The sequence below is a fragment of the Mesorhizobium sp. M7A.F.Ca.CA.004.12.1.1 genome (assembly GCF_003997835.1).
GTDB lineage: Bacteria > Pseudomonadota > Alphaproteobacteria > Rhizobiales > Rhizobiaceae > Mesorhizobium.
In genome coordinates this window covers 1-2,891 of the sequence record NZ_RZRK01000769.1, presented here as the reverse complement: position 1 = coordinate 2,891, position 2,891 = coordinate 1, and the positions used below count along the sequence as shown (strand labels likewise).

The following is a 2,891-nucleotide window of genomic DNA, read 5'->3' as shown; positions in this document are numbered from 1 at the left end:
CTTCTGGACCGACCCGCTGATCTACCAGGGCGGCTCGGACACTTTCATTCCGCCACGCGATCCGATCCGCATGGCTGACGAAGCCTTCGGCATCGACATGGAAGGCGAAGTCGCCGTCATTGTCGACGACGTGCCGATGGGCGCCAGTGTCGATGAGGCGCGCGCGGCGATCCGGCTGGTCATGCTGGTCAATGACGTCACGCTGCGCGCGCTCACCGGACCGGAACTGGCCAAAGGTTTCGGTTTTTTCCAGTCAAAACCGTCCTCGGCGTTTTCGCCTGTCGCGGTGACGCCGGACGAACTGGGTGATGCCTGGGACGGCGGCAAGGTCAGCCTGCCGCTGCTCGCCGATCTCAACGGCAAGCCGTTCGGCCGGGCCAATGCCGGTATCGACATGACCTTCGATTTTCCGGCGCTGATCGTTCACGCAGCAAGGACACGGCCATTGGCGGCCGGCACGATCATCGGCTCGGGGACTGTCTCCAACAAGCTCGACGGCGGGCCGGGCAAGCCTGTTTCGGCCGGTGGCGCCGGCTATTCCTGCATCGCCGAACTGCGCATGATCGAGACCATTGTGTCAGGCGAACCCAAAACGCCGTTCCTGCGCTTCGGCGACACGGTGCGCATCGAGATGAAGGACAAAACCGGGCATTCGATCTTCGGCGCCATTGAGCAGAAGGTCGAGAAATACGAAAGGTAAGGGCATGACGGGGGACTATCTTCTGGCCGGTGTCTGGGCACTCGCCATACTGGCGGTCTTCATCCAGGCGATCCGGCTGAGCTACCGCATTGAGGCGCGATCGCCCGGCCTGACCAACCGCAGCGGCTTTCCGCGCAAGGCGATGATGTTCCACACCATCACCAACATGAACGTCGCGCGCGACGAGGAAACGCAAGCCATGCGGCGGCGCATGAACCGGCTTCTGCTGATCGTTCTTGCCGGATTCGCGATCATGGGGGCAGGCTTGCATCTGATGCGGGCAGGGGGATGATCTCGTGAACCTGCTCGACCATCTGCGCCGTATGGCCGGCAACAATCTGTGGTCGAACGACCGGCTCTACCGCGCGGTGCTGTCGCTCCAGCCAGGTGAGTTCGAGGCCGAACGCACCAGCTTCTTTCCATCGATCAAGGCGACGCTCAACCACATCCTTGCGGTCGATCTTCTCTATCTCGATTTTCTCGAAGAGGGTGGTCTCGGTGCTGCCGCCCATGACGACTTCGTGCCCCTCGACGAGCCGGGGGCGTTGTTTGCGGCGCAGGTCGCAGCCGACCGGCGGCTGATCGCCTTTTGCGATAGACTGTCGGCCGACGACCTCGATCGGCAGGTTATCACCGACCGGCGCGAGGACGGCATGATCCCCGAGCGCATCGGCGATATCCTCGCCCATGTCTTCCTGCACGACATCCATCACCGCGGCCAGGTGCACGCCATGCTTTCGGGGACGTCGGTCAAGCCGCCGCAACTGGATGAGTTTCTGCTCTATTATGATGCGAAGCTGAGGGAGAGAGAGGTCGAGCGGTTGGGGCTCTAATTAATCGTCAAGCCGCTCGGCCCTTTCAGAGCAGCGGTGGCGCCGATAGGTCTTTCCTTGCCGGGGGGCGGCAAGAGACGCGCTACGACCCTGCCGCGCCGGGTGATTACGATCTCCTCGCCGGCATTTGCACGCCTGACGAGTTCCGACAGTTTGGCTCTGGCTTCCGTAATAGAGACGTGCACGGCTCGACCTCGCTAGGCCCAACCTTAAGCCAAAGCCGGGCCGCAGCGAGAGTAACCTTACGCCGCTTTGCCGTCCACCTTGATCACGCCGCGCTTGATCTGATCCTGCTCGATCGATTCGAACAGCGCGCGGAAGTTGCCCTCGCCAAAACCTTCGTCGCCCTTGCGCTGGATGAACTCGAAAAAGATCGGGCCGATCACGGTCTTCGAAAAGATCTGCAGCAGGATCTTGGTCATGCCGCCGTCGACGACGCCTTCGCCGTCGATCAGGATGCCGTGCTTCTTCATCCGCTCGATCGGTTCGTCATGGCCGTTCACGCGGTCATACGACATGTCGTAGTAGGTCTCCGGCGGGCCGGGCATGAACTTCAGCCCGTTCTCGGCCAGCCTGTCGGTGGCGGTATAGATCTCGTCGGTGCCGACAGCGATGTGCTGGATGCCCTCGCCATTGTACTTCTTCAGATATTCGGCGATCTGGCTGGTCTCGTCCTTGGACTCGTTGAGCGGAATGCGAATCTTGCCGCAGGGCGAGGTGATGGCGCGGCTCACCAGGCCGGTGATCTTGCCGTCGATGTCGAAGAAATGGATCTGCTTGAAGCCGAACAGATTGCGATAGAAATCCCACCACTTGTCCATCTGGCCGCGATAGACATTGTGGGTCAGGTGATCGAGATAGTAGAAGCCGACGCCTTCCGGCCGTGGGTCGCGAGCGCCCAGCCATTCGAACTCGGCATCATAGGCCGAACCCTTCTTGCCATAGGTCTCGATGAAGTAGAGCAGCGAGCCGCCAATGCCGATGATTGCTGGCACGTCGAGCGCTTTGTCGGCGCCTTCGTAAGGCATGGCGCCCTTGGCAACCGCATGATCGAAAGCGTGTTTGGCATCCACCACCCGCCAGGCCATCGAGGCAGCACAGGGGCCGTGCTTGTCGACGAACTTCATCGCATGCGAGCCGGGCTCGGCATTGACGACATAGTTGATGTCGCCCTGCCGCCAGATGGTGACGTCTTTCGTGCGGTGCTTGGCCACCGCGACATAGCCCATACGGGTGAACAGTTGAGCCAGTTTTTCCGGTTCCGGATGCGCGAATTCGACAAACTCGAAGCCGTCGGTGCCGGCCGGGTTGTCCTTGCCGATCCTGGCGGGCGGGGCGTCGTGCGGGAAGGGACCCAT

General features: G+C 61.6%; 5 protein-coding genes. 3 read left to right on the top strand and 2 right to left on the bottom strand.

Annotated elements, in window-relative coordinates; translation table 11 throughout:
- The 3 genes from EN984_RS29245 to EN984_RS29235 form a co-directional block, all read left to right on the top strand.
- A partial coding sequence (locus EN984_RS29245) for a fumarylacetoacetate hydrolase family protein (protein WP_164765726.1) occupies positions 1-700 on the top strand: 700 nt, incomplete at its 5' end.
- A 4-nt stretch (positions 701-704) separates the two neighbouring features.
- Positions 705-992: a hypothetical protein gene (locus tag EN984_RS29240; protein ID WP_127270135.1), complete on the top strand. Its 288-nt coding sequence runs from the start codon at positions 705-707 to the stop codon at positions 990-992.
- Positions 993-996: 4 nt separating this feature from the next.
- Positions 997-1,533 (top strand): DinB family protein, encoded by a 537-nt coding sequence (locus EN984_RS29235; RefSeq protein ID WP_127270134.1) that lies wholly within the window; start codon positions 997-999, stop codon positions 1,531-1,533.
- Here EN984_RS29235 and EN984_RS29230 read toward each other — a convergent pair.
- Together EN984_RS29230 and hppD are read right to left on the bottom strand one after the other, a co-directional pair.
- The gene (locus tag EN984_RS29230; RefSeq protein WP_127270132.1) at positions 1,530-1,718 is read right to left on the bottom strand and encodes a type II toxin-antitoxin system prevent-host-death family antitoxin; all 189 of its coding nucleotides are present in this window, start codon (positions 1,716-1,718) and stop codon (positions 1,530-1,532) included. The genes EN984_RS29235 and EN984_RS29230 overlap by 4 nt on opposite strands.
- 57 nt (positions 1,719-1,775) lie before the next feature.
- Complete coding sequence (hppD, locus tag EN984_RS29225) at positions 1,776-2,891, bottom strand: 4-hydroxyphenylpyruvate dioxygenase (protein ID WP_127270130.1); 1,116 nt, start codon at positions 2,889-2,891, stop codon at positions 1,776-1,778.

Excerpts from the sequence above, each read along its gene's own strand:
- EN984_RS29240 (WP_127270135.1), top strand. The coding sequence starts at position 705 with ATGACGGGGGACTATCTTCTGGCCGGTGTCTGGGCACTCGCCATACTG.
- hppD (WP_127270130.1), bottom strand. The coding sequence starts at position 2,891 with ATGGGTCCCTTCCCGCACGACGCCCCGCCCGCCAGGATCGGCAAGGAC.